The 24,598-nt window shown below is 63.9% G+C and carries 26 protein-coding genes; 10 read left to right on the forward strand and 16 right to left on the reverse strand.

Annotated features, from left to right (window positions below; genetic code table 11):
- Positions 1–53: 53 nt before the first annotated feature.
- Positions 54–263, forward strand: coding sequence for a hypothetical protein (locus VKT51_10600; GenBank protein HLJ84611.1), 210 nt, complete (start codon positions 54–56; stop codon positions 261–263).
- Positions 264–353: 90 nt separating this feature from the next.
- Here VKT51_10600 and VKT51_10605 read toward each other — a convergent pair whose 3' ends face one another.
- Positions 354–707 carry a PilZ domain-containing protein gene (locus VKT51_10605; protein ID HLJ84612.1) on the reverse strand — a complete coding sequence of 118 codons (354 nt, stop codon included), beginning with the start codon at positions 705–707 and terminating at the stop codon, positions 354–356.
- Between the two features lie 52 nt (positions 708–759).
- On the opposite strand from VKT51_10605, the gene VKT51_10610 reads away from it, so the two are divergent.
- A complete protein-coding gene (locus VKT51_10610; protein HLJ84613.1) occupies positions 760–1,185 on the forward strand; it encodes a hypothetical protein in 426 nt (141 codons plus the stop codon).
- On the opposite strand, the gene VKT51_10615 is transcribed toward VKT51_10610, so the two are convergent.
- From VKT51_10615 to lexA, 4 genes are all read right to left on the reverse strand, one after another.
- Positions 1,182–2,450: a methionine gamma-lyase family protein gene (locus tag VKT51_10615; protein ID HLJ84614.1), complete on the reverse strand. Its 1,269-nt coding sequence runs from the start codon at positions 2,448–2,450 to the stop codon at positions 1,182–1,184. The genes VKT51_10610 and VKT51_10615 overlap by 4 nt on opposite strands.
- Positions 2,440–3,738 carry a PTS transporter subunit EIIC gene (locus tag VKT51_10620; GenBank protein HLJ84615.1) on the reverse strand — a complete coding sequence of 433 codons (1,299 nt, stop codon included), beginning with the start codon at positions 3,736–3,738 and terminating at the stop codon, positions 2,440–2,442. The genes VKT51_10615 and VKT51_10620 overlap by 11 nt, the downstream gene beginning before the upstream one ends.
- Before the next feature lie 12 nt (positions 3,739–3,750).
- Positions 3,751–4,512 (reverse strand): gamma-glutamyl-gamma-aminobutyrate hydrolase family protein, encoded by a 762-nt coding sequence (locus VKT51_10625; GenBank protein ID HLJ84616.1) that lies wholly within the window; start codon positions 4,510–4,512, stop codon positions 3,751–3,753.
- 81 nt (positions 4,513–4,593) lie between these two features.
- Positions 4,594–5,211 carry a transcriptional repressor LexA gene (gene lexA / locus VKT51_10630; protein HLJ84617.1) on the reverse strand — a complete coding sequence of 206 codons (618 nt, stop codon included), beginning with the start codon at positions 5,209–5,211 and terminating at the stop codon, positions 4,594–4,596.
- Positions 5,212–5,431: 220 nt separating this feature from the next.
- Between lexA and VKT51_10635 the strand changes: the two genes are divergently transcribed.
- The 4 genes from VKT51_10635 (at position 5,432) to VKT51_10650 (ending at position 9,059) form a co-directional block, all read left to right on the forward strand.
- Positions 5,432–5,725: a LysM peptidoglycan-binding domain-containing protein gene (locus tag VKT51_10635; GenBank protein HLJ84618.1), complete on the forward strand. Its 294-nt coding sequence runs from the start codon at positions 5,432–5,434 to the stop codon at positions 5,723–5,725.
- 139 nt (positions 5,726–5,864) lie between these two features.
- On the forward strand, positions 5,865–6,134 hold the full coding sequence (gene rpsO / locus VKT51_10640; protein ID HLJ84619.1) for a 30S ribosomal protein S15: 270 nt from the start codon (positions 5,865–5,867) through the stop codon (positions 6,132–6,134).
- Positions 6,135–6,281: 147 nt separating this feature from the next.
- Positions 6,282–8,405 (forward strand): polyribonucleotide nucleotidyltransferase, encoded by a 2,124-nt coding sequence (pnp, locus tag VKT51_10645; GenBank protein HLJ84620.1) that lies wholly within the window; start codon positions 6,282–6,284, stop codon positions 8,403–8,405.
- A 120-nt stretch (positions 8,406–8,525) separates the two neighbouring features.
- Positions 8,526–9,059 (forward strand): hypothetical protein, encoded by a 534-nt coding sequence (locus VKT51_10650; protein HLJ84621.1) that lies wholly within the window; start codon positions 8,526–8,528, stop codon positions 9,057–9,059.
- Positions 9,060–9,173: 114 nt separating this feature from the next.
- Here VKT51_10650 and VKT51_10655 read toward each other — a convergent pair whose 3' ends face one another.
- Genes VKT51_10655 through VKT51_10665 form a run of 3 tightly spaced genes read right to left on the reverse strand, consistent with a single transcriptional unit; the run spans position 9,174 to position 11,618 of the window.
- Positions 9,174–10,586 carry a TolC family protein gene (locus VKT51_10655; protein HLJ84622.1) on the reverse strand — a complete coding sequence of 471 codons (1,413 nt, stop codon included), beginning with the start codon at positions 10,584–10,586 and terminating at the stop codon, positions 9,174–9,176.
- A 40-nt stretch (positions 10,587–10,626) separates the two neighbouring features.
- A complete protein-coding gene (locus VKT51_10660; protein HLJ84623.1) occupies positions 10,627–11,124 on the reverse strand; it encodes an STAS domain-containing protein in 498 nt (165 codons plus the stop codon).
- Positions 11,125–11,177: 53 nt separating this feature from the next.
- Positions 11,178–11,618 carry a hypothetical protein gene (locus VKT51_10665; protein HLJ84624.1) on the reverse strand — a complete coding sequence of 147 codons (441 nt, stop codon included), beginning with the start codon at positions 11,616–11,618 and terminating at the stop codon, positions 11,178–11,180.
- Positions 11,619–11,740: 122 nt separating this feature from the next.
- Here VKT51_10665 and VKT51_10670 point away from each other — a divergent pair, with 122 nt between their 5' ends.
- Genes VKT51_10670 through VKT51_10680 form a run of 3 tightly spaced genes read left to right on the forward strand, consistent with a single transcriptional unit; the run spans position 11,741 to position 15,268 of the window.
- Positions 11,741–13,234, forward strand: a complete 1,494-nt coding sequence (locus VKT51_10670; protein HLJ84625.1) for a menaquinone biosynthesis decarboxylase — start codon at positions 11,741–11,743, stop codon at positions 13,232–13,234.
- Positions 13,231–14,115 (forward strand): UbiA-like polyprenyltransferase, encoded by an 885-nt coding sequence (locus tag VKT51_10675; GenBank protein HLJ84626.1) that lies wholly within the window; start codon positions 13,231–13,233, stop codon positions 14,113–14,115. The genes VKT51_10670 and VKT51_10675 overlap by 4 nt, the downstream gene beginning before the upstream one ends.
- Complete coding sequence (locus VKT51_10680; GenBank protein ID HLJ84627.1) at positions 14,096–15,268, forward strand: branched-chain amino acid ABC transporter substrate-binding protein; 1,173 nt, start codon at positions 14,096–14,098, stop codon at positions 15,266–15,268. Before VKT51_10675 ends, VKT51_10680 begins: the two co-directional genes overlap by 20 nt.
- A gap of 132 nt (positions 15,269–15,400) precedes the next feature.
- On the opposite strand, the gene VKT51_10685 is transcribed toward VKT51_10680, so the two are convergent.
- The 8 genes from VKT51_10685 to hemC form a co-directional block, all read right to left on the reverse strand.
- Entirely contained in the window at positions 15,401–16,243 is an 843-nt protein-coding gene (locus tag VKT51_10685) for a DUF92 domain-containing protein (GenBank protein HLJ84628.1), read from the reverse strand.
- The gene (locus tag VKT51_10690; GenBank protein ID HLJ84629.1) at positions 16,240–16,968 is read right to left on the reverse strand and encodes a uroporphyrinogen-III synthase; all 729 of its coding nucleotides are present in this window, start codon (positions 16,966–16,968) and stop codon (positions 16,240–16,242) included. The genes VKT51_10685 and VKT51_10690 overlap by 4 nt, the downstream gene beginning before the upstream one ends.
- Before the next feature lie 25 nt (positions 16,969–16,993).
- Positions 16,994–18,325 (reverse strand): glutamyl-tRNA reductase, encoded by a 1,332-nt coding sequence (gene hemA / locus VKT51_10695; GenBank protein ID HLJ84630.1) that lies wholly within the window; start codon positions 18,323–18,325, stop codon positions 16,994–16,996.
- A 62-nt stretch (positions 18,326–18,387) separates the two neighbouring features.
- On the reverse strand, positions 18,388–19,008 hold the full coding sequence (locus tag VKT51_10700) for a redox-sensing transcriptional repressor Rex (protein HLJ84631.1): 621 nt from the start codon (positions 19,006–19,008) through the stop codon (positions 18,388–18,390).
- 65 nt (positions 19,009–19,073) lie between these two features.
- Entirely contained in the window at positions 19,074–20,354 is a 1,281-nt protein-coding gene (gene hemL / locus VKT51_10705) for a glutamate-1-semialdehyde 2,1-aminomutase (protein ID HLJ84632.1), read from the reverse strand.
- Positions 20,351–20,938 (reverse strand): NTP transferase domain-containing protein, encoded by a 588-nt coding sequence (locus tag VKT51_10710; GenBank protein ID HLJ84633.1) that lies wholly within the window; start codon positions 20,936–20,938, stop codon positions 20,351–20,353. The genes hemL and VKT51_10710 overlap by 4 nt, the downstream gene beginning before the upstream one ends.
- Before the next feature lie 13 nt (positions 20,939–20,951).
- Positions 20,952–21,947 carry a porphobilinogen synthase gene (gene hemB / locus VKT51_10715; GenBank protein HLJ84634.1) on the reverse strand — a complete coding sequence of 332 codons (996 nt, stop codon included), beginning with the start codon at positions 21,945–21,947 and terminating at the stop codon, positions 20,952–20,954.
- On the reverse strand, positions 21,934–22,947 hold the full coding sequence (gene hemC, locus VKT51_10720) for a hydroxymethylbilane synthase (protein HLJ84635.1): 1,014 nt from the start codon (positions 22,945–22,947) through the stop codon (positions 21,934–21,936). The genes hemB and hemC overlap by 14 nt, the downstream gene beginning before the upstream one ends.
- Positions 22,948–22,983: 36 nt before the next feature.
- On the opposite strand from hemC, the gene VKT51_10725 reads away from it, so the two are divergent.
- On the forward strand, positions 22,984–24,594 hold the full coding sequence (locus VKT51_10725) for a glycosyltransferase family 39 protein (protein HLJ84636.1): 1,611 nt from the start codon (positions 22,984–22,986) through the stop codon (positions 24,592–24,594).
- Positions 24,595–24,598 lie beyond the last annotated feature (4 nt).

A 24,598-nucleotide genomic window follows, 5' to 3' on the forward strand; every position in this document is an offset into this window, starting at 1 on the left:
GAAGGCGACCACCTGAAGCGCCGGAGTTGTATATTGCTGTGGATGACCCGAGCGTGAGCCAGATTCACGAATCCGACATACTGGAAATAGATCCGGAAGCGCTTCGGGAAGCTGAGCGCGTTTTTGCGCAGGGCATCCTCGACACGATGGCCGGCAAACAAGTCGTGCGCGCATCATACGAAGAGACGCGGGTTGTCGTCACGATGACCGACGGCTGCGAATACTACTTCTACGGCTTTATGGGTGAATCGCGCGGCGACTGACCAACACAAATGTAGGGCGGACCTTTATGGTCCGCCTTTTTTATTGAAGGGGGCCGACGCCAGTCGGCCCTCGTTAACGTCGTTTACGATCTACGCGCGGCGCTGCGAGTCTTGGGTCTCGACAAATCCGGCGATCGCGCTTCGATCGCCCGGATCGATGGACGTGAACGCGATGCCGTGATGGAACTTCTGCTCGTTGCGCGCGAAGAAACTCAAGACGACTCGGCCCTTGGCCTGCACCGTGCGTTCAGTTCCGGGGAGGTGGAATTTGAGGCCGACCGCCGCTCTTGGCGGCAGATCGTACGATGCTACGAGGCGCATGCCGCCTGCGCCGAGGTCGAACACCGAACCGTCGTGCGGCTGCGGCTCTCCCTCAAGCGAAAATTCGACCGGCAATGAGACGGCCACGCGGACGTATTGGCGCCTGCTCAGCTCACCGTTCATGCGGCCTAGTATTCTCGCGATGGCCGCAAGCGCCTGCCGTTTAGGCCGCCACTTGCCCAGCGCGAATACGCAGGTGATAGCGCCAAACGATCAGCACAAAACGTACGGGAGTGACCGCATCACTATGATGGACTTCACATCGCCGATCGACAGCACTTCGGGCTACTCGGGCTATGGCGCGTTGGAGCAAGAAGACCCGTTTGCGTCGCAGTCATCTGCCTGGCCGCTGAGCGATGAGGCAACGCAGCCGGTCGCCTTCCAAACGCCGGATTCCAACTATTGTTTCGGCGATCAAGACGACTCGGAAATCGCCGCGCTCCAAAGGCAGCTCGCTCGGCAGCAGAACGAGATCGACCAGCTGCAGCGCGAATATCGAGGCGGCGGGGGCACTGAGCCGCAACCGCCGCGATGCGAGGGACCTCCGCGCGGCCGGATCATGCAGCCCTTCGAAGCATCTGCGCAGCGGCCGGAACTTTAACCGGTCGCTTCAACTTCGTTGGCGGCGCTTATCGCTGCGAGAAGTCCGTGGCTTGAATCCAGGCCGCCCTGCACATACACTTCAAAAGGTTCGCGCACCGGCGCATCGCACGACAGCTCCATCGTTGAGCCCGAGACGAAAGCGCCGTCGGCCATCAGCACCGGATCTGCATAACCGGGCACCGCGCCAGGCACGGGCGTAACGCGCGCGTTGACGGGCAACATGCGCTGCAGACCGCGCGCGAACGCCGACAGTTTTTCCGGTGAGCCCAGCCGCAGCGCTTGGATCGTGTCTGTGCGCGTCGCGCCGCATTCGGGATCCACACTGTAGCCCAACTCGGCGAACAAGGCGGCGATGAAGTCCATGATCTTCAAACTCTCGGCGACTGCGCGCGGGGCACGGTGAAGTCCGGCGAGCAGCGAGCGGATCGCGCCCAAGGTCGGTCCCACGGCTGCGCCCAAGCCCGGCGCGAAAACGCGCTCGGCGACGCGATCGACGATCGCTCTCGAGCCGGCTACATAGGCCCCGGATTCCGCTAAACCGCCGCCGGGGTTCTTGATAAGCGAGCCGACCACGGCATCGGCGCCGACTGCGCACGGTTCGAGCGGCTCCACAAGTTCGCCGTAACAATTGTCAACGATGACAGCGGCGTTCGGCGCACGCTCACGGATGGAGTGTACGAGCCATTCGATCGAAGCGATGTCGAGCGACGGACGGACGGCGTAGCCGCGCGATCGCTGCACGAAGACGACGTCAGGCGCGCGATCGAGGGCGGCGACGAGATCGGCGGTCGCGGGCCGTGCTCCCGATGTCCACGGCGCCTCGTCATAGCTGATCCCCTGGCTGCACAGGCCGCGCGGATGATCGACGAGCGACATCCGCAGCGTATCGTAAGGTCGGCCCGTCGCGCTGAGCAACCGCATGCCCGGTGCGAGCAAGGCGGCGAGCGTGGCGACGATCGCCTGCGTGCCGCTTGCAAGCTGAATGCGCGCGAGCGCGGTTTCAGCATCCATGACGTCCGCTAGAAGCCGCTCATACGCTTCTCGTCCGCGATCGTGATAACCGTAACCGGTCGTGCCCGCCAAGTGACCGTCGTGCAGATCGGCTTTGGCAAACGCGCGCCGCACTTTCGAAAATACGGCGAATGCTTGTTCTTCGCGTTCGCGCCACGCCGGGAGCGCGCGCTCGATTGCCGCTTCCGCCGCATTGCCGACCCGTTTGCCGACGTCGAGATCGGCAATCGCGGCGCGGAGCCTATCGATCATCGTGGGTGTCGCCGAGAAGCCGTTCGGGATGGCGCTCCACTTCGAGCTCGTGCTCGCGGATCGCCGTGGCCGAACGGACGAGTTCTTCGGCTTGTTCCGGTTCGCGGCTGATGGATGATTCGAACGAGCGCAGAAACGGCGCGTACGCGATCGCGCCGATGATGACGTTCACCGCGATCAAGACGACGGCGCGCCAGTCGCGCCCGGTCAGAATCCATGCGCTGACGAATGCCGGCAGCAGATTGATGGGCGGTATCCAGAAGACCGTCTTGTCGACGAATCCGAACGCCATCGCGGCGTACGTCAACGTGGCGAGGATGAGCGGCACTCCGACGAACGGCAACGCGAGGGTTGGATTCATGACGAGCGGCATGCCGAAGATCAGCGGCTCATTGATGTTAGCGAGCGACGGAACGAGCGAGGCCAGCGCGAGCTTGCGGAGCCGGGCGACGCGTGAACGCAGCATGAGCAGCGCCAGTGAAAGCGTCGCGCCCGATCCGCCCGGGAAATAGAATACCGCGAGCGCGATCGTGACGATGTGCGGGGGCGTCTGATGGTTCAAGTATGCTTGGCTGTTCTGATCGAGCGCATGCAGATACACCGGCGTGATGATCGCCGAAAGAAACGCGGGACCATGCACGCCGGCGCACCAGAGCAGCGTTTGCAGCAGCACGACGATGAGGAGCCCGGGTAACGTGTCGCCGACCGCGACCAACGGCTTGATGATCGGCAAGAGCAAGTTGGCAAGACTGAAGCCTGCCGCTGCCGGCAGAACGAATAAGGCTGCAGATGCTGCGGTCGCCGCCGCCGCCGCCTCGAAGCGCGGCAGCAGCCCATAGGCGATGCGCAGGCATTGAGCGGTTACGAGCGCCACGATGAGCCCGAGGAAAATGCTCGTCGACGCGATCTGCACGATCGCAGTCCACGGATGCAGCCTCGATTCCGCCGGCAACGAGATGTAGAACGCGCCTAAGCTCAGGACGACGGCGAGAGCGCGATCGTAGCCGAATGTGCGCGCGAGACGTTCGGCGAGAAAAGCGGCGAGCGCCACTCCCATCGCGCCGAAACCTGCGCGGTATGCCGCGAAGAACGACGTCGTGAGGTCTGCTCCGTGCCCAACTCCCCAAGCGACCGCCGTCACCGCGACGAGGGCGGCAAACGACGGGCCGATCGCCTCGCGCACGGCCGCCATGTGCGGCTCGTCGGCGGCGCGGCGAAGCGCGGGAAAGAACCGCTGCTCTAGCGCGGCCACCGCCTGCTCGAATCGGCCGATGCGGCCGACGCTCAATGCGCGACGGTCCTACGCGGACCCGGCGGTGGTTGTTTTGGCGCGCACCCGAGCGCGCTCGGCCGCGTGCTCGACCAGCGCGCGGAACAGACGCCGGCTCGGCTCGTCGCGTCCGACGAGTTCCTCTGGATGCCACTGCACGCCGACGTAAAAAGGATGTCCGTCCGCTTCGACGCCTTCGATCGTGCCGTCGCGCGCTTTGGCGACGACGCGCAACCCGTACGCGACGCGGCGCAACGCTTGATGGTGCATCGTATTCGTCTCGATGCAAACGGCGTCGACGACCTGCGCGAGCGCGGAGTTCGTCTGGATATCGACGGGATGCGTGGGTTCCTGGCGCGAGTGACCGGGAGTCTGCTGATGTTCGACCGCGTGGCCGTCCGCGGAGTCGTAAAGATCTTCGATGTCTTCAAAAAGCGTGCCGCCGAGCGCGACGTTGACCACTTGGCAGCCGCGGCAGATCGCAAGCGTCGGTATGCCCTCGCGCTTTGCGACGCGAGCCGCCTCCAGCTCGAGCGTGTCTCGATCGGCAGACGATTGATCGATCGACGGATGCGGCCGGCCGCCGTATTCATCCGGCGAAACGTCGCCGCCGCCCGGAAGCAGCAAGCCGTCGTACTCCGAGATGATCGTCGCGATTTGTTCGGGCGTGAAATTTCCGTAGACGAGCGTCGGTTCTCCGCCGGCTTGTTCGACGGCGTGGCGATAGGTGGCCCAATGGTCGCGCGCCGCGGCTTCATCCATGCCGACGGTGATCGCGATTGATGGTTTCATCGAGCGAGGGATTCCAGGGAAAATATAGGGCGGACCTTTATATTATAGAGGGCAAGCGATGCTTGCCCTGCTACGACCGATTTACAATTTGCGGATGAGCGCCGTCACTTTGCCGACGATTTTGGCCTTCGTGGTGTACACCGGCTCCATAAATTTGTTCTCGGGCTGGAGACGCACTCTGCCATTTTCCAGATAGAATGTCTTGATGGTGGCTTCCCAGTCGCCGCCTTGCGTGTCGTCGGGATACGCGACGACGATGTCGCCGTTCTCCGCGACCGGCTGCGGGTTGACGACGACGAGGTCGCCGTCGAGGATGGCCGCGTCTACCATGGAGTCGCCCTTGACGCGGAGCATGAACGATCCCGAATTCTTTGCGAAGTGCGCCGGCACGCTGATGCGCTCGTCGACGTTTTGAATGGCTTCGTAGTTCCAGCCGGCGGCGACGCGGCCGACGACAGGCAGAGACAGCGTTTCTTCTCGCGACTCATTGCCTGAGACGAGTGCGCGGGGCTTGGTCGGATCGCGCTTGATCAGACCTTTCTTCTCGAGCGTGCGGAGGTGGCATTGCACGGTGCTGCTGGATGAGAGGCCGACGCGCTCACCGATCTCACGTACTGACGGCGGGTAGCCGTGCTCGCGGCGAAAATCACGAATGGTGTCTAGGATGGCTTGTTGACGCGGCGTCGTCTTGCGATCCACGAATATCTACCGCCTTCTCACCTTGTCGCCAAACGGGACAGAGGGTGACGATATTGTACGGCGGTCGCTAGGCCGACCGTCGCGCACAGAGCATCGTACCATACAGGGTCAGATTTTGCAAACATTTGTTCGAATAATTCTTGACAGCTTCCCCACCCGGCGATAAGATTAGGCCGACAAACGTATGTTCGTATCGGCCTTGCCGGAGGGAACGGCTTCCATGCTACAACGCCACAACTCGTCGCGGACGACCCTGATTCCGCTCATCCAGTTTCTCTCCCTCGTCGTGATCTTCGCCCTGCCCGTGGTCTGGGGAGCTCGCGTCTACACGTCCACGCAGGTGAGCTACGCGCACGTGACCGTGGCGTCAGGCGACACCGTCTGGGGCCTCGTCGCCCGATCGGCGGCGCCGGGCAGCGATATCGCCGAATCAGCGTATCGCGTGTCGCAAATCAACCACTTGAACCCGAAAAGCAAGCTCCACGCCGGACAGATCCTCCTCATCCCAAGATAGCGGATTTATCGCTCCTTCGGTTTGACCGCAAATCGCCGCGCATGGTATCCTGTGACGGTGCCTTGCTACGTCGGCACTGCGGCCCGCAATCGATGCGGTGCTGCGGCCGTGCGCGAATTCGGAAGGAGCCTATCACACCGTGGCACTTAGTAAAGATCGCAAAACTGCGGTCATAGATAAACATCAGCGAAAAAAAGAAGACACGGGTTCACCGGAAGTGCAGATCGCGCTTCTCACCGAGTCCATCAACGAGCTGACCGAACACTTCAAGACTCACAAGAAAGATCACGCGAGCCGACGCGGATTGCTCATCAAAGTGGGTAAGCGGCGCAGTTTGCTGCGCTATCTCGAGCGAAGCGATCTCGAGCGTTATCGCGCCATTGTGGCAAAACTCGGATTGCGCCATTAGTATCTGAAATACGCATGATCGCGCGCGTCTCGCCCTCGTAACGTCGGGCGCGGCGCGCTTTCCATATCCAGGTATACCCCTGGGTGCTTGAGAACAAGCAATCGTCGAATATAGATGTTATTGATAAGAATCTAGGAGGAACCCCTTTTGCCAGAGTCCGTCAGCCTGGAGCTGGGCGGCCGCACACTCACCATTGAAACCGGTGAACTCGCGCGCCAAGCCAGCGGCTCCGCATTTGTGCGCTACGGCGACACCTGTATCCTAGCCGCCGCCACCGCAAGCGCAAACCCCCGCGAAGGCATCGATTTCTTTCCCCTCACATGCGACTATGAAGAGCGCATGTACGCCGCAGGAAAAATACCGGGCGGCTTCATCAAGCGTGAAGGACGGCCGTCAGAAAAAGCGACGCTGACCGCGCGCCTCATCGACCGGCCGATCCGCCCGCTCTTCCCGGACGGCTTCCGCAACGACGTCCATATCATCTGCACGGTGCTCTCGGTCGACCCGGAAGTGGATCCGGACGTCGTCGCCATGGTCGGCGCGGGCGCAGCGCTCGCCGTGTCCGACATTCCGTTTGAGTTCAACGTCGCCGGCGTGCGCGTCGGCATCGTCGACGGCGAGTACGTCGTGAATCCGTCGAAATCGTTGATGGATTCGAGCACGCTCGACATGATCATGGCCGGCACGTCTGACGCCGTGATGATGGTCGAGGGCGGAGCGAAAGAGATCTCCGAGGACCAGTTTCTCGGCGCGGTCGAATTCGGCCACGAGCGCATCAAAGAGATCGTGCGAGTCATCAACGAGTTGGCGCGCCGCGCCGGCAAACCGAAACGCGCGTTCAAATTGTTCGTGCCGTCGCCATCGCTGCGCCGTTTCGTCGATGAGGTCTTCGGGGCAGAGATCTCCCGCGCTATGCGCGTCACCGGCAAAGCCGATCGTCAACGCGCGTTCGACTCGATCACGCGCGACGAAGCGAAGCGCCGGATCGTCGGCCACCCGCTGGAACACGAACTGCGACCGCTGCTCGAAGATCCGAAGAACCAGGAATTCGACAAGTGCGTCAAGGCGCGCGAGGAAGACGAGCTGCGCGTCATGGTCGTGGACGAAGGTGTTCGGCCGGACGGACGCCGCTTGAATGAGATCCGCCCGATCACGTGCCGCACCACGATCGTGCCGCGCACGCACGGCTCCGGGCTGTTCACGCGAGGCGAAACGCAGATATTCACGGCTGCGACCCTCGGCTCCATTTCAGACGAACAGCGCATCGATGGGCTAGGCCCACAGACGTTCAAACGCTACATGCATCACTACAATTTCCCGCCGTACTCGGTCGGTGAGACGCGCCCGATGCGCGGACCCGGCCGCCGCGAGATCGGACACGGCCACCTCGCTGAGCGCGCGCTCGTTCCGCTCCTCCCGCCGCCGGATCAGTTCCCATACACGCTTCGACTCGTATCGGAGACGTTTGAGTCAAACGGATCGTCGTCGATGGGCTCGGTGTGCGCGAGCACGCTCGCGCTCATGGATGCCGGTGTGCCGCTGCCGAAACACGTGGGCGGCATCGCGATGGGTCTCATCCTCAAAGATGGACGCGCTGGTATTCTCTCGGACATCCAGGGGCTCGAGGACGCGCTCGGCGAGATGGACTTCAAAGTCGCCGGCACCGTCGACGGCATCACCGCCGTGCAGATGGACATCAAGGTGCAAGGCATCACGATCGATGTCATGCGCCGCGCGATGGAGCAGGCGCGCGACGGACGCATCTTCATCATCGGCAAGCTGCGCGAGACGATCGCTCAGCCGCGGCGCGGTCTCTCCGCGTTCGCACCGCGCATGTACGTGCTCGAGATCAATCCCGAGAAGATCAAAGACGTCATCGGGCCAGGCGGCAAAGTCATCAATAAGATCGTCGCCGATACCGGCGTGAAGATCGATATCGAAAACGACGGCCGGGTCTTCATCGCGGCGCCCGATGGCGAGAGCGGCGAGAAGGCCAAGAAGATCGTCGAGGATCTCGTCCGCGACGTCGAGGTCGGAGCGGTCTACACCGGCGTGGTGAAGCGCATCATGAACTTCGGTGCGTTCGTACAAATACTGCCCGGCAAAGAAGGCCTCGTGCATATCTCGCAGTTGGCGGAACATCGCGTCAACCGCGTGGAAGACGAAGTCAACTTAGGCGACACGCTGACCGTCAAGGTCCGCGAGATCGACAGCCAAGGACGCGTGAATCTTTCGCGCGTGCTGACGGGCGAGAACTCGCACTCGCATTAACACCGAACCCTTATCTGAAGGGGCCGACGCCAGTCGGCCCTCTTGTCCGAAGGGGCCGACGCCAGTCGGCCCTCTTTTTTTTGCATGACTCTCCCGCCGCATACGCGTAATTTGTCATCCGTGACAGACTTTCGGCACGCGATGCGCCACGCAGCGGTACTTTTCTTGGTATCAGCCGCAGTTGCCATCGGCGCGTGCGCGAGCAAAGCGCCACCGGCATGCTGCGCAACGCTTGGCTACACTCGGGCGCAGGTCGAAGCCGTCCTCGGCTCACCTTCTCCGCCGCAAAGTTCGAAGTACCATCCGCTTCCGTCGCCGCCGCCCGGCACGGCGATCTACACGACCGAGCACGGCTATCTCACCGTGAAGTACGACCGCAAACCGCCGGCGATCGCGCGGTCGCTATCGCTCGACTTTTATGAAGGCAAAGACCCGGCGACGGCATATGCGCTGATCGCACCGTACCTCCCGCCCGACGCCGCCGACGCCGGCGACAAAGTCGTGGGCTCGAAATACCAAGAGCGCGCCTTTACGAGCGCGGAGTTGGGTCGCGCCGTGCCCGATAGCAAAGGGATGATATTCGTGGAGTGCGCGAGCCCGAATCCGGCACGCGAGTGCGATCGCATGGACATAGCAGCCCGGACAAATCCGTAGTAGGGCAAGCATAGCTTGCCCGCCCGATAAAACGCGTGGGCCGACTGACGTCGGCCCCTTCGGAACTTATTGCTGGGCCGACTGACGTCGGCCCCTTCTTCACAAAACGTGGCGTTACAATAGTCCGGCGGCGCGTTGGAGTGCCGTCAAGGCGATGCGAAGGTCGGCTTGTGCGCTCACATATTGGGTTTGTGCTTGTTCGTCGGCGAGCAGCGCGTCGGAGAGTTCGAGCGACGTGCCGACGCCGGAGCGAAACCGAAGCTGGCTGACACGTAAGCTTTCATCCGCCGAATCCTGTGCTGATTTAGCAGCGCCGACTTCGGCCTGAGCGGCGGCATAATTGAAGTAGGCCTGTCGCGCCTCTAGATCCACCGAATTGCCGAGCTGCTTCAAGTCGATCTTCGCCTTCGCGACGTCGGCTTTGGCTTCGGCGACTTTTCCATGCGTCAGGCCGCCGTCAAAAAGTTTCCACGTGACCGCGAGCGTCTCCGAGAGCTGCGGTTGGGGCACGTTTTCGAAATTGGGTTTGCTGCTCGCGTCGGAGATTTCGAGACCGATATTCGGAAGCGACCCCGCTCTAGCGGCTTTCACGGATTCGTCCGCGAGCTCCACAGCCGCGCGCGCAGCGCCGAGTTCCGGGCGCCGCGATTGCGCGTCGGCGGTGACGCCTTCCAGCGTGAATGACGGCGTGGCAGCGCCCAACGATTCGGTCGGCTCGATGATGCTGTTGAGATCGACGTTCAACAGATTGGCAAGCGTCGCGTTGTCGAGCGCCGCCGTTGCGTTGGCCTGGATGTCTCGCACTTGCGCGTTCGAAAGCACGACCTGTTCTCGCAATACGTCGGCCTTGGCGAGCGTGCCGGCTTTGTATCCGTCGTTCGCGATTCCGAGATTCTGTTGCGCGACGGACACCGTCTGATTTGCAATCGCGGCAGACTGCCGCGCCTCGATGAGGCCAAAATATGCGTTGGTCACGTCGCGGATCACGTCGGCATGTTCTGCGTCCAGCGAACTCTCAGCAGACGATAGTCCTGCGGCGGCCTGGCCGACCGCGGCCTGCACCGCGCCTCCGCTGAAGATCGCATAGCTCAGCGTCGCATTGACGTTGTTGAGGTCGGTCGCAGAGAAGAAGAGTTTTTTCGAGACAAGTTTTCCGCCCGGTCCGGGCGACTGAAAAATGAAAAACGCCGCGTTCTGCGTGTGCACGAATGAATAGTCCGCGGAAAGCGAGGGCACGCGCCCGGCACCGGCTTGTATGACCCGGGCCGCTGCTGCTTGGACATCCTGAGCCGCCGCTTGATATGAGAGATTATTCGTCTGCGCGATCTGAAGCGCGTCTGCGAGCGTCAACTTCATCTGCGGCGCTGGGCTTGCGGTTGAAGGCGCGGCGGACGGTGCTGCCGGCGTGGCCGGTGCAGCCGGCGCTGACGTGGCGGGTGCAGCCGGCGCCGCTTGCGCACTCACGCCGGCGTTCAGCAACGCTGCAGCCGCGATTGCCGCTGACGCGGCGAGTCGACATACGTTCACGAACACTGACCTTTCACGCGGCGGGCGGGCGCAGCCCGCCTCAAGCAGCCGACGCGTTGGCCAAATGCGCCGGACGATACTTGAATACCCGCGCCAGGGCAGTTATCTCGAATATCCGGCGCACCGGATCGTTCGCTGCGATTACGCGCACGTCGCCGCCGCGCTCGCGGACAAGCCGCAGTATGCCGATGAGCGCTGCCAAGCCGGAGGAATCGAGCCCGCTCACGGCGCCGAGATCGAGGGCGATTCTTGACGCGGCGCCTTCTTTTAAGAGGTCCGCGAGTTTCCGCCGGATCTCCCTGCCCGAAACGCCGCTCAGGTCACCCTCGACCGTGACGAGGACCTCGCCGGGATCCAGGTCGAGCGAAAAGTTCTTGGCGACTGCAATATCGACGCCCATTTTGTCCATCTCCGATTTCGCGATATTGTCGCAAATGATGTGCTGGTTAATTGTTACGACGTATATTGTTAACCGCTTTACCATCTCCTTCTTAACTGTTTGTTGTTTTCCGTTCTGTCCCGCAATAGAAAGAGCCACCCGTTGGGTGGCTCTTTGAAACCGATTTGGATCGGCCGGTAGCCTGGGATTTCTTAGAGCCGGGCGTTGATCACGGCGTCGACGCCCACCCCGTAGACCCGCTTGAACCCCTTCAAGACGTTCAAATTATCGATCGGGATGAGGGCCCGGACCTGCCAGACGCCGTTGTTCCACTGCGCGGCGAACGCGCCGACGGCTTGCACTTGGTCGATCGCGGACTGCGGACCGGTTACCTGTGCGGCGCCGACGTAGGTGGCGGAGCCGGTTTCTATGATGGGCACAACCTTCGTCTTATCTTGGTTTCCCACGTTGTTCGCGAGCATGATGCTGTTGATGAAATGGTCGAGCGGACCGGCGACCGCCTTCACGGCAAAGACGCCCGCGGCGCCTTTCACAACGCTGTTGAGCAAATTGTCCGCGCGCGCCGACATCGCGAAGGGCGCGGTTGCGATCGCGGTCGCGACGAGTGCGGCTGCGATGGTCTTTCTGTTCATGATACTCCTCTGAACGCTGCAACCTCGCGGCGTTCTGCGGTGAGACGATAGTATAACGTACCCATCTTTGCGATAGTTCCAACAGTCGCGGCGCGCGCAATCCCGCTGCGCCGAGGCTTTCCATGTTTGCGATGAGAACGGGCGAAGCCGTGTATAACAACCTCGGAGAGTTCGTCGATCGCTTGCGCCGCGACGGTGAACTGCGCGAGATATCCGCGCGCATCGATCCGCGTTACGAGATCACCGAGATCGCCGACCGATGTGTGAAGAGCGCCGGCGGTGGTCCCGCGCTTTTGTTCACGAACGTCGTCGGTTCACGCTACCCCGTTCTCATCAACGCGTTCGCAAGCGAGCGCCGCATGGCACTTGCCCTTGGCGTGCAAGCGCTCGACGAGCTTGCCGGCAAGGTCAGCGGTCTTTTGAAATTCGTGCAGCCGGGCGCGCTCGATGACAAATTCGGTCTGCTGCTCGGGCTCAAAGACCTCGCATCGATCTTTCCTAAGACCGTGCGCTCAGGCGCGTGCCAGGAAGTCATCGCGGAAGGTGCCGACGTCGATCTTTCCACGATTCCGGTGATCACGTGTTGGCCGCTCGACGCCGGCCCGTTCATCACGCTCCCGCTCGTCTTCACGAAAAACCCGGCGACCGGCGCGCAGAATATCGGCATCTACCGCATGCAGGTCTACGATCGCAATACCACCGGCATGCATTGGCAGCGGCACAAACACGGCCGCGAACATCAGGACGCCGCGGGCCCGAGCGCGCGCATGCCGGTGGCGGCCGTCATCGGCGCAGATCCGGCGGTGGTCTACTCGGCATCCGCGCCTTTGCCGGCGGGCGTCGATGAAATGCTCCTTGCGGGATTCTTGCGCGGCCAGGGCGTGCGGATGGTGCAGTGCCGTACGGTGGATCTCAAGGTGCCGGCAGACGCCGAGTTCGTGCTCGAAGGCTACGTGGACAATTCCGAACTGCGCCGCGAGGGGCCGTTCGGTGATCACACGGGCGTCTACTCACTCGCCGACGACTATCCGGTTTTTCACGTCACGTGCATCACCCGCAAGCGCGATCCGATCTATTGGACCACGATCGTGGGCAAACCGCCGATGGAGGACGCGTGGCTCGGTAAGGCGACCGAACGATTCTTTCTTCCGCTCCTGCGGCAGGTCGTGCCGGAGATCGTCGACTACGATCTGCCGGTCGAGGGCGGTTTTCATAATCTCGCCATCGTCTCGATCAAGAAGCGCTATCCGGGTCAGGCGAAAAAAGTCATGTACGCGCTCTGGGGCCTCGGCCACATGATGATGCTGACGCGCACGATCCTCGTCGTCGACCACGATGTCGACGTCCATAATCCGCGCGACGTCGCGTGGTTCGCGCTGAACAACGTAGACGCCGGGCGCGACCTCGTCTTCGCGCCTGGTCCTGTCGACGTCCTCGATCACGCAGGTCCGCTGCCGCTGCTCGGCACGAAACTCGGCATCGACGCAACGCGAAAGTCGGCGCAAGAAGGCTACGAACGCGAGTGGCCGCCGGACATCATCATGTCAGCCGCGGTCAAAGACGAAATAGACCGGCGCTGGGTCGAATTCGGATTCCCGCCTGCGGGCGGATCATGATCGCAAACTTGCGATTGTTCCTCGACGAGATCAAGATCGAACACACGCTGTTCGCGCTGCCGTTTGCGTATGTCGGCGCGCTGCTCGCTCGGGGCGGTTTTCCGTCGTGGGGCGCGCTCATCTGGATCACGGTCGCGGTCGCCGGAGCTCGGACAGCTGCGATGGCCGCGAATCGTCTCATCGACGCGCGCATGGACGCGAAGAATCCGCGCACTGCCGCGCGCGCTGTGGCATCCGGCAAACTTGCTCCCTCGGTCATGGTGTGGGCGATCGTGCTCGGTCTCGTCGCACTCGTCGTCGCGGCGTTCGAACTCAACCCGCTCTGCCTGGCGCTCGTGCCGCTCGCCGCTCTCGGCCTCGTTATCTATCCATATATGAAACGCGTCGGCTGGGGAGTGCACTTCTTCCTCGGCGCGGTCGATGCGCTGGCGCCGCTCGGCGCCTGGATCGCGATCTCCGGAAGATTTGAGACGGGCGCATGGCTGCTTTTCGGCGCCGTCACGTTGTGGGTGGCCGGTTTCGACATCCTCTACGCGCTCATGGATCGCGATTTTGACCTCCGAGAACGCATCGCATCGATTCCCGCGCGCTTCGGCGAAGGGAGTGGGCGCATCGTGCCGCAACTCTTGCATCTCGGAGTCGCGGGATTGCTGGCTCTGCTCGGGGTCGCCGTGGGCGCCGCCGGATGGTACTGGGCCGGAGTCGGGGCGGCGCTCTTGCTGTGTATCTTCGAATGGTCCCTGATCCGGTCCCGACGCGACGTCTTCTCGCTCAACGCCGCGGTATTCAACGCGAACATGCTCTTCTCGGTCATCTTCCTCTGCACGACGCTGGCTTCGATCGCCGCCGGAGAAACCTCGCATGCCTTCTCGCAGCTCTAGAATTGCGCTCATCGCCGCCGCCTGCGCGAGCGCCCTCATCGTCCGCTCGAGCGGTCTTGCGCTTGCGGATTTTCCGCCGTACGCTAAGGTCGTATCGATCGTGGTGGTGGCGCCCCTCTCGGGCGATCAGAAGCAGTTCGGCATCGACCTTTCCAACGGCGTGCAAGAGGCAGTCGACGAAGCCAACGATGCGCGCGGTATCGCCGACTATGGTTGGGTCATGCACAGCTTCGACGATCAAGCCGACCCGGGCATCGCGCAGCAGCAAGCGCAGTTCGCGCTCGTCGATCCCGCCACGACGTTCATCATCGGACATATCGGCGGCCAGGAGACCGCGCTGGCCTTGCCCGTCTACCATCAGAACGAAGTGCCCGTCATCATCCCGACCTCGCCGTACGCAGCGCTCACGCAGACCGGATACGATGACGTCTTCCGTCTGTGCCCGACCGACGTCGAAGAGGGCCGCGCCGACGCTCGCTATGCCGACCGCACGCTCGGATCGAAGCGCGTCGCGGTCGTCTACGAGCAGAACGATTACGGCGCGGATGCGGGTCAAGGATTTGTGAACTACTTGGCCGCGACGAAGATCGCGGAGAAAGATTTCCCGCTCGACGTCGACTTCAAGACGCTCAAGGCACAGGTCGCCGCCTTAAAGGACTGGGCGCCGGATCTCATCTTCCTGAGCGGCTCGGGAACCGACATGCAAAAAGTCGTTCCGGCTATCCGCAGCGCTGGCATCACGGTGCCGTTCCTGGCGACGCAAGGCTTCTACAACGACACGCTGTTGAAAAACCTCGCCTCCGGCGCCGACGGCATGACGATCAGCTCATGCGTGCCGCCGGTGCAATTCATGCCGACCGCCACCACGTTCGTCACGCGTTACCAGCAGCGATTCGGCCGTCTCTCGTCGTTTTCGCTATTCGGATACGTCGCAGCGCAGATCGATATCGCGGCTGCGCGCACGGCGCATAGCACCGAGCGGCGGATGCTGGATCGCGCGCTGTCGGTCGGCACGTTCAGCACCGTCCTCGGCCCATACTCGTTCCAACCGTCCGGCGACGCGCTCGGAGCTGATGTCTACTTCTATCAGTATAAGAACAGCGCGCTGACCTACTCGTCATCGGAGTACCCCAATCCGCTGATCGTGCATTGATAGGCGGACGTTTCGTAATAGGGCAAGCATCGCTTGCCCGGCGGACCATCAAGGTCCGCCCTACATGATCCGAGGGCGGACGTTTCGTAGTAGGGCAAGCATCGCTTGCCCGGCGGACCATCAAGGTCCGCCCTACATGATCCGAGCGAACAAGAACCACGCCGCGGCGGCGAGGCCGGCAAGGCACGCTGAAGTCAATGCGTTCACCCCGTCGTTGTCCACGCCGATGATACCGCGCACGTGGGCCGCAGTCGCGCCGCACGAATGCGGCGTTGCTTCGCTCGACTCATCACACGCGCGACAGTACCAAGTCGACTGAACGGTCGCGCCGAGCAGCGAGTCGATCGTCGAACCGACAAGCCCGGATATGGCCCCGATCGCGGCGCCCCAAAAGACGGCCCCGCCAAAGCCGAAGAATCCGCCGGTAAGGCCGACGAGCGCTCCGCCGACGACCGCCGCGGCGCTTCCAAGCCAAGTAACGGCACCGTCCGTTCGCGGCGGCACTTCGGCGAAGGTCGTGATCAGCCGCGGCCGCCCGCCGGCTCGTGAACCGATTTCCGACGCCCACGTGTCTCCGGCCGAGCCGGCGATCGAGATGATCGCGGCAAGCGCAAGACCGTCCGCAGCGAACGGTGATCCGAGCCATTGGAATGCAGCGCTCGCAAGTGCGCACAGCGCGGCGACCCCGCCATTCGCCAGAACTTGACGCGCGTCTCGTTTCGCGCCGCTGCCCGCGACGTCGGCGCCGGCATGAGAGAGCGCGCTGCCGGTCGCAAAGAACATGATGAGTGCCGCCGCGCACGCGAGCCCGGCTCCGGCGTAGACAGCCGAACCGACGAATACGGCGGCGACCGCGCCCGATCCGGTCAGCGCGCGCGTGCGCAGCCCCGCAAGCGCGATGAGCGCCGCGACGATCAGTCCGACGACGGCGCGCGCTGCGATGCCGCTGGTATCAGCCCCCGCGAGTTCGGTCACGATGCGGTTACGTGCTCGACAAGCGCTTCGATCACGCCTCGCATCGTCGATTCGCGCGCGACGATCGACACTGGGATACCGCTCTGCCGAGCCTCGTCGGCCGTGACCGGCCCGATGCAGGCGATGATTTTGTCGGAGAGCGCGTCGACCGGCGACGGTGATAGAGCCGCGGCGAGACTGCGCGCGGCGCTCCCAGACGCCAAGATGATGATGTCTGCTTCCGCGACCGCGGCACGGCTCTGTGGCGCAACGACCGGAATCGTCTCGTACGCTGCGACGACTCGTGGAGCCGGCGTGAGATGGGAAAGCGCGCGAGCGAGATCCGGTCGCGCATCCGCCGCCTGAACGATGAGCACCGCCTCGCCGTCACGGACACTCTCCGCGAGCGCCTTGCCGAGAGCGGCCGCCGTGAAGGTACCGGGCACGAGATCGGGAGTGCGGCCGAGGAGCCGCGTCACCGCGCGCGCCGTCGCGTCTCCGACAGCCGCGATGCGCGCGCGCGGCGGCTGTGCCGATCCGCGAGCTCGCGCAAATCCTTCAACTCCGTTGACGCTCGTGAAGGCGATCCAATCGAATGAGTCGGCGCGCTCGGCTGCGCTTGCGAGCGGCTGCGTATCCGCGGGCGGCGAGATGCGCACGAGCGGCATCGTCACGACGGAAGCACCGAGCTCTCGAAGATCGGATTCCGTCCGATCGCCGGCGGCCGAAGCGCGCGTCAGCAGCACGCGTAGCCCGCGCAACGGAGAAGTGTCAGGCGTCTGACGGCTCCGGCGGAGGCGCGAGCGTCTCACGCAGCCCGCGCTCGAGGCTGCGGTGCAGCCCGTCCAAATCGAGCAGCGCCTGGAGTGTCGCGGTCTCGGTTTGCTCCTCGGCTCGATCGGCGAGGCTCTCGCGCAGCTTTGTGACCGGCGCATGCAGCAAGCGGTTGACGATCGCGAGACTTGTCGATTCGATAAGTGCGCGTTCTCGCTCGTGCAGCTCGGGCAGACGCTCGAAAAGTTTTTGGATCTCGGCGGCGCGCACGGATTCCGCGCGCCGCCGCAAGTCGGCGATCAGCGGAGCAGCCGCCCGGGAGCGGTACCAGCGCATGAACGCGCGGGTGTTCTCGGCCACGATGGCTTCGACCGCGGGCATGTGCGCGCGCCGCCGTTTGAGATGCATCTCGACGACAGTGCGCAGATCGGACAGCTCGTACAGCGATACGCCCTCTATCTCGCCTGCCTCCGGCTCGACGTCACGCGGCGTCGCGACGTCGATGATGAGCAGCGGAGCATTCTTGCGCGCACGCATCCGCTCGGTCAAGGCGTGGCTTGAGATCTGTGTCGTGCCGGCGCCGATCGCGCTGATCACGAGATCCGCATCTGCGAGGAGAGCCGGAAGCGCACTCAGCTCGGCCGCGTGACCCGCTAGTTCCGCAGCGAGCTGTTTGGCTCGTGCTATCGTGCGATTGGCGATGACGAGGTCGGCGACGTTGCGAGCGCGCAGATGCCGCGCGACGATCGAACCCATTTTGCCGGCGCCCACCACGAGGGCGCGCGCCGAACGCAGATCGATGTGCCGCGCCGCGAGTTCGACTGCGGCAGAACCGAGCGAAACCGCATCCCCGCCGATGCCCGTCTCGGTGCGCGCGCGCTTGCCCGACTCCAGCCCTTTGCGGAACAGCCGCTCCATGATGCTTCCGGCGGTGCCGGCGTGCTGCGCGGCGCGCAATGCCGACTTGACTTGGGCGAGGATCTCGGCTTCTCCGACCAGCATTGAATCGAGTCCGCACGAGACTCGAAGCAGCTGCTCGACGGCTTCCGCACCGAGCATTGTATAGAGATACTTGTCGAAATCCTCGACGCGCATCGAACGGTACGTGGTCAGGAATTCTTTGATCTGCGCGACGCCGTCCTCGAGTTCGTGGACTTCCGCATAGATCTCGAGCCTATTGCACGTGGCGACGATCGCCGCTTCGCGGATTTCCGGATAGTCGTGGAGCGCGCCAAGCGCTTCGACCACCCGCTCAGGCGGAAACGAGTGCCGGTCGCGGATATGGGGCGGCGCGGTGCGGTGACTCAGACCAAGCATGACGATAGGCACAGTGCGTGAAGCGTTCTCGCGGTCCGAAGTCAACCCTCGCGAGAAAGAGCGGGACAGTTTGACTAATCGCGCAGGCCGCGACGCAGATGATGGGTGAGAATCGAGAGCTCGGACGCCAGATCGATCGTGCGCACGGCGATGCGCGCCGGCAGTTTCAGTTTTGTGGGAGCGAAATTGAGCAGCGCGCCGATGCCGCACGCGGTCAGCCGCTCGGCGACCGACTGCGCCGCATCGGGTGGAACCGTCACGACTCCCATGGAGCACTCCAGCGCCGGAAGCACTTTCTCCATGTCGTCCACGTGACTGATGCGCACGCCGTGCCATCGAGTGCCGACGAGCGAAGGATCGCTGTCAAAAATGCCCCCGATATGAAATTTCTCCTCGCGATACTCAAGAAAACCCGCGAGCGCGTGACCGAGGTAGCCGAACCCCACGATCGCGATGCGCCAGTCGCGATCGAGTCCGAGCAGGCGGCCGAGTTTTCGCATGAGCCCGATGACGTTGTAGCCTTGACCGCGGCGCCCCAGCGGCCCCAGCCGCGATAGATCCTTGCGCACCTGCGCTGATGAGATGCCGCGACCGACTCGCGCGGAGAGATCCTCAGACGTCAGCAGCGTGACGCCTTCGCGCACGCTGTCTTCGAGTCCGCGATGATAGAGGAACAATCGCGGCAAGTTGATCACGGCGGCGCCTTCCGGCCGAAGAACGCGACGCGTCGGACGAGCTGCAGCCGGCTTGCGTGCGCTCCTCATGCGAGCGCCGCGCGCGCGCTTTCGATCGTGAATCGTATATCGTCGGGGCTATGCGCCGTCGAGACGAAGGCGGCTTCGAACTGCGACGGCGCGAGATACACGCCTCGATCGAGCATCGCGTGGAAGAATGCCGCGTACGCCTTGGTGTCGGCGGCTTGTGCGGAGGCGAGATCCGTGACGGGCGCGGCGCTGAAGAATAGGCCCCACATCGAGCCCGCGCGCGCGAATTGCGCCGCGACCCCCGCGCCGGAAAACGCCGAGCGCAAGCCGCTGACGAGCATCTCCGTCTTCTCGTCTAACATCTCGTAAACGCCGGGGAGCATGAGTTCGCGGAGCTGCGCGATGCCTGCTGCCATGGCGAGCGGGTTTCCCGATAACGTGCCTGCTTGATAGACGTCGCCCGCCGGAGCGAGGCGATCCATGATGGCCGCTCTTCCGCCGAACGCGCCGACCGGAAGACCGGCGCCGATGATCTTGCCGAGCACTGTGAGATCGGGCGTGATGCCGAACGCGTTTTGCGCACCGCCCAACGCGACGCGGAATCCGGTCATGACTTCGTCGAAGATCAAGATCGAGCCGGCGCGCGTGCAGATGTCGCGCACCTTTTGCAGATAGCCCGGCAGCGGAGGGATGAGTCCCATGTTGCCCGCGACGGGTTCGACGATCACCGCGGCGATCTGCTCAGGGTAGCGCGCGAACGCTTCGCCAAGAGCCGCGGCATCGTTGTACGGCACGACGATCGTGTCGGCTGCCTGCGCTTTCGTCACGCCGGGAGAATTCGGGATGCCGAGCGTCAGCGCGCCCGACCCGGCAGCGACGAGCAGACCGTCCGCGTGCCCGTGATAGCAGCCCGCGCACTTGACGATCTTCTCGCGTTTCGTGTATGCGCGCGCGAGTCGCAGCGCGCTCATGCACGCTTCTGTCCCCGAGTTGACGAAGCGCACGCGTTCGATGGACGGAAACGCGAGTCGAACGAGTTCTGCAAGCGTCACCTCAGCCGCCGTCGGCGCTCCGAACGACGTGCCCATGCGCGCAGCGTTTTCGATGGCCTGCACCACGGCTTGATCGGCGTGCCCCAAGATCAGCGGGCCCCACGATCCGACGTAGTCGAGGTACTCGCGGCCGTCTTCGTCAAAAATGCGCGAGCCTTGGCCGCGCGCGATGAACAGCGGCGTTCCGCCGACCGCGCGAAATGCGCGGACCGGCGAATTCACGCCGCCTGGAATCACTTTGTTGGCGGCTTCGAAGAGGGCCGCTGACCGTGGCCGGGTGTTCATCGCGCGTCCGCCGCGACGCTGGCGAGCGCGCGGCGGTAATCCTCCGGAGTGTTGACGTTGGCCAGCGTCGCAGCGTCCCCCGTCTCAAGCGGATAGTGCGCGATGCGTAAGCCGTGCAGCGCAGCGGTGACGTTGCGGCGGCCGGCGCGCAACGCAGCCGCCGCCGCGGCCGACCATGGCGCTGTCGCATAGAGTGCGGCGAGCGGTTCCAGCGTTCCGTCCGGCCATCGCGGCACAACTGCGTCCGGCCAGGATGCATCGGATGCGGCCTTCACGATGCGAGCGGCAAAGGAGGCGTCAAGACCCGGCATGTCGCCCGCGGCCGCGAAGAAGTACGGCGTCTCAACAAACGACGCGGCCGTCACAAGCGCCGCAAGCGGCCCTTCGCCCGGCCGGTCATCGAGGACGACGCGCGCGTCGATCGCCGCCGCGATCGATTGCGCGAACGGCTCGCGCGCCGCCACGATGCATGCGCCGATGGGCGCGAGCGCCCGCCGCACGCGAACGATCATCGGAATCCCGAGAACGGGCAATTCGAGCTTGCGCGGCAGGCGGCTTGCCTCGCCGCCCGCCACGATGATCACGGTGACGCGCGGCTCAGCGCCGGGCGACGCGGGCGGCATACGAGCGGGCGAAATAGGTGATGATGATATCTGCGCCGGCGCGCTTGAACGAGACGAGAGCTTCGTCGACTGCACCCTCTTCATCGATCCAGCCTTCGCGGGCGGCGGCTTTCAACATCGCGTACTCACCGCTCACGTTGAAGACGGCGACAGGCAGGTTCACGGCGTCGCGAACCGCCCGCACGATGTCCAGATACGCGAGCGCCGGCTTGACCATGATGATATCGGCGCCCTCGGATGCATCGAGCAGCGCTTCCTTGACCGCCTCGCGCGCGTTCGGCGCATCCATCTGGTGCGTCCGCCGGTCGCCGAACGCCGGCGTCGATCCAGCGGCATGGCGAAACGGTCCGTAGAACGCGGACGCATATTTTGCGGCATACGACATGATCGCTGTGTCGACAAAGCCGCCGGCGTCCAGTCCCGCGCGGATCGCTCCGACTCGGCCGTCCATCATATCCGACGGGGCGATGATGTCCGCGCCGCATCGCGCGTACGACAGCGCACCGCCCACGAGCAGTTCGACGCTGCGGTCGTTGTCGATCGTGCCGTCTTCGCGCACGACGCCGCAGTGGCCGTGCGACGTGTACTCGCATGCGCACAGATCGGTCACGACGAGCATCTTGGGCAACGCTTGCTTGACGGCGACGATCGCCCGCTGCACGGGGCCGTCGTCGCGCGCGAGCCAGGATGCGGCATCGTCCTTTTCCGGCGGAATGCCGAAGAGCAGTATCGCGGGGATGCCGAGCGCCGCGATTCTCTTCGCATCTTCGACAAGCTCATCCACCGAGAGACGGCACACGCCCGGCATAGATGCGATCTCTTCGCGCACCCCCGAGCCGGGCACGACGAACAGCGGCTCGATGAGATTCTCAACGCGCACGGCATGTTCGGCGACGAGCGCGCGCATCGCCGGATTCACGCGTAGGCGGCGCGGCCGCTGCGACAGGTCCATCGCGCTACGCTCCCGCATCCCGGTGGCTCGCGATGATCTCGCGACCGCCGGCCGCGAGCATCTCTTCCGCCATCGTTGCAGCACGCATCTCTGCGTCGCGCGCGGCGACCGTGCACGACAGGCGAATGGCGACGTCGCCTTCCGATGAGCCGATAAACGCGTGGATCGTGATGAGCCCGCCTTCCGCATCGGCGGCCGCGTGCACCCCGACCGGTGCGAGACAGCCGCCGCCGACGGCGCGCAAAAATATGCGTTCGAGCGTCGTCGCAAGAGTTGTCGGCGCGTGATCGAGCGGCGCGATCAGTTCGGCACAGCGCTCGTCGTGCGCGCGCCGCTGGACGAAGATCGCCCCTTGGCCGGCTGCCGGAACGAAGAGATCGAGCTCAAGCGGTGCGCCCCCGCCGACGAGATCGAGCAGCCCAATGCGTTCCATGCCGGCATACGCGAGCAGCGCTGCGTCGAATTCCCCGTCGAGCACTTTGCGGACGCGAGTATCCACGTTGCCGCGGATCTCGCGGATGTCGAGGTCAGGACGCACGTTGGCGAGCTGCGCCCGCCTTCGCAGCGAACTCGTACCGACGACCGCGCCGGCCGGCAGATCCGCGACCGTGGCGAAACGATTGTCGCGCGAGACGAGGACGTCGCGCGCGTCTGCGCGCTCGAGCGTGACCCCCGCGTCGACGCCCGGCGTGCGTTGCGTCGGGAGATCCTTGAGCGAGTGCACCGCGATGTCTGCTCGATCGTCGAGGAGCGCCGCTTCCAGCTCTTTGACGAACACGCCGTCGCCGCCGATCGCAGCGATCGAGCGGTTGGGTGCGGCATCGCCTTTTGTGCTGATCTCGACGATCGAAGGTGAGACGTCCGCTCTGCGTCTGAGCGCATCGGCGACGATGCCGGCCTGAACAAGCGCGAGTCTGCTCGAGCGTGTTGCGATGCGAAGCTCTGCCGTGCGCGTTGCCGCCATGTCGCGTCGCTGTTCGCCCGCCGTACGGCCGGCTCCCACGAGCCATACGGGCAAGAGGGTATGCGATGCGACGTTCGCAACCCCGTCCGCGTGAACGGCTCCTTCGTCTCACGCGGGGCGTCCGTCGCGCCCTCATTGAAGTATGTGAGTTTCGCGCTGCTCGCCGGGCTGTATCTCCTTCGCATCGGCGCGGGTTCTCTTTGGGACAATAGCGAGCCGACATACGGCGAGATCGTCAAAGAGCTCTTCCGCACCGGCGACTGGCTGACGCTGCACTTGAACTTCGCGCCCTGGGATACGCATCCGCCGCTCTGGTTCTGGACTGCGGGCGCGTTCGTCGGCGCGCTCGGCCTCAATGAATTCGCGCTCCGCTTGCCCAGCGCGGTCTTCGGCTTGGCAACGGCCTATGTGACGTATCGCGCCGGGAAACGACTCTACGGCGACGCGGCCGGACTCATCGCGGCGCTCGCAAGCGGCGTCAGCCTGGAGATGATCGTTCTTTCGCGACTGGCGATGATGGAGACGATGCTGATCTTCTTTACGACGGTAGCGACGTTCTGGACGTACTTCGCGGTGCGCGACGCCGATCGGCGCGCGCTATGGATCGCGGCGGTCGCGGCTGCGCTCGGAACGTTGACGAAGGGACCGATCGCGATCGCGCTTCCGCTGCTCATCATCGTCGTGTGGCTCGCGTGGACGGGCCGGTGGAGCGCGCTGACGAACGTGCCGATCATCGGCGCGGCGATCGCCTATATGCTGCTGGCCGGATCGTGGTTCGCAGCTGCAACCGTGAAGTTCGGCCCCGCATTTCTTGTGGACTATTTCGGAACTTCCAACGTCGGGAGATACCTGCACCCCTTTGAGAACCAGCCGGGGCCGGTTTGGTATTACGTGCCCGTACTGCTCGTGGGATTCTTTCCGTTCATCGCATTTGTGCCGCAGGCGTTGCGTGACGCGTGGCGCGAGCGCGGCGATGACGAACTTTTCTTGCTGCTCTTCGCGGTGCTGCCGTTCGTCTTCTTCACCATAGCCCAGACGAAGCTGCCCAACTACATCGCCGTCATGTTCCCTGCGCTCGGCGTGCTCGTCGGCCGCGCGCTTGCGCCCGCGATCCAATCGGATGATGCTCGGCGCGTCCGCTGGGCGTATATCTCCACCGTTGCTGTGCTTGGGATCATTCTTGCAGCTGCAGCCATCGCCGTGCCACCGCATTTGAGCGGCGAACTGCGTGCGTTGTCGCCGTCGCTCGCGCTGCTTGCCGTGTTCACGGGCCTGCCGTGCGCGATATTCGCGCTCATGGCGGTCGTCTCGCCTCGCGCGTGGTTCGCACCCGTAGGACTAATCACAGCGATGACGGGCTTTATCGTCGCGCTGGCTTTCTTCGTCTTGCCGCAGATCGACGCGCTCAAACCCATGAAGGGCATGGCCGAACGGCTCATGGCGGCGCGGCGCGACGATGAAAGCGTCTGCTTCGACGGCGTGAGCGGCGGCTTTTCTCTGCTCTTCTATACCGAGGCCGGGCCGGTCACGTCGGTGGGAACGAACCCGACCGACGTGCTCCCGGCACGCTATTTCGCGGGCGGACGGCGCGCATTGTGCGTCGTGGCGCCTTCACGCTTCGCCGATCTGCAACGAGCGGACATTCGGCTCACCCCGATCGCACGCGATCCAAAAATGGTATTGGTCGCCGCGCGGCGATGAAGGA

The organism is Candidatus Eremiobacteraceae bacterium (assembly GCA_035295225.1).
Classification (GTDB): Bacteria; Vulcanimicrobiota; Vulcanimicrobiia; order Eremiobacterales; family Eremiobacteraceae; genus JABCYQ01.